The sequence below is a fragment of the Rubritepida flocculans DSM 14296 genome (genome assembly GCF_000425365.1).
In the GTDB taxonomy this organism is placed as follows: domain Bacteria; phylum Pseudomonadota; class Alphaproteobacteria; order Acetobacterales; family Acetobacteraceae; genus Roseococcus; species Roseococcus flocculans.
Window position 1 is genome coordinate 1 of sequence record NZ_AUDH01000072.1, and the last position, 1,275, is coordinate 1,275.

2 protein-coding genes and 1 pseudogene are annotated in these 1,275 nt (G+C 71.8%); all 3 read left to right on the plus strand.

What is annotated here, in order from left to right; translation table 11 throughout:
* Positions 1-321, plus strand: a pseudogene (locus H596_RS24290) (hypothetical protein); the annotation flags it as partial.
* Positions 318-920, plus strand: a complete 603-nt coding sequence (locus tag H596_RS23185; protein ID WP_051213443.1) for an NUMOD4 motif-containing HNH endonuclease — start codon at positions 318-320, stop codon at positions 918-920. The pseudogene H596_RS24290 and the gene H596_RS23185, both read left to right, overlap by 4 nt.
* Positions 908-1,275, plus strand: a 368-nt coding sequence (locus H596_RS0118890) for an AAA family ATPase (RefSeq protein ID WP_027286188.1), incomplete at its 3' end; no start/stop codon positions are given. The genes H596_RS23185 and H596_RS0118890, both read left to right, overlap by 13 nt.

The window sequence follows — 1,275 nt, forward strand, 5'->3', positions numbered from 1 at the left end:
GGCCAGAAGTCCTGGACCGACCTGGTCAAGCGCGGGCTGCGCCTCTCCAAGCCGATCTACTTCGCGCAGGTGCAGCTCTACATGGCCTACCTCGAGCTCGAGGTGGCGCTGCTCACGGCGCTCAACCGCGACACGCTGGCGCTGCACCACGAGGCGGTGCCCTTCGACGCGGCGGAGGCGCAGCGCCTGTCGGACCACGCCGTCGACATCCTGCGCGCCGCCGAGGCGGGCGAGCTGCCGCCGCGCATCGCCCAGGCATCCGACTTCCACCTCTGCCGCTCCTGTCCCTACGCGACCCGCTGCTGGGAGGCACACGCTTGAACAGCGAACCCGACTCCGCCCCCGAGGCGGTCGACGAGACCTGGCGCGTGGTGCCGGGCTATCCGGCCTACGAGGTGAGCGACCACGGCCGTGTGAGGCGGCGCTGCTCCGTCCGTGGCTGGGCGGCGGGGCACATGCTCCGGCCCGCGTCGATGCCGAGCGGCCATCTTTACGTCGTCCTGACCGACCCCTCGGGCGCGAGCCGCAAGCAGTTCGTGCACCGCCTCGTCGCGCTCGCCTTCCTCGGGCCACCGCCCTTCGCCAAGGCGCTCGTGCTCCACCACGACGACGTCCCGACCAACAACACGCCGGGCAACCTCTATTGGGGCTCGCACCGCGAGAACGTCGTCGACGCGCGGCTGAACCGGCGCCGCCGGGCCGCACAGCCCCGTCGGCGCGGCGCACAGCCGGGCGAAACGAACTCCTCGGCCGTGCTCACCGAGGAGCAGGTGCGGCGCATCCGCGGGATGCTCGGGATCGGCCTTTGCGGCGCCTGCATCGCCCGGCTGCACGGCGTGCGGAAGGAGACGATCTACGCGATCGCCAAAGGGCGCAGCTGGTCGCACGTGACGGAGGAGGCCACGCCGTGGATCGGATAAGCCTCACCGGGCAGCAACGCGCGGCGGTCGCCACGATCGTCGACTGGTACCGCAACCGCAGGGCTCGCCAGCAGGTCGCGCGCGTCTGGGGCTACGCGGGCGTCGGGAAGAGCACGATCCTGCGCTACGTGATCGAGGAGCTCGGCCTCGATCCCATGGCGCGCGACGGCGACACCGCCGGTGGCGTGCTGTTCGCAGCCTTCACCGGCAAGGCCGCGCTGGTGATGACCCGCAAGGGCACGCCCGCCTCGACCATCCATTCCCTGATCTACCGCGTCTCGGAGGCGACGCCGGAGGAGATCGCCCGGGTCGAGACGGAGCTGGCCAATCTGCGGCGCACCCGCCCGCGCATGGG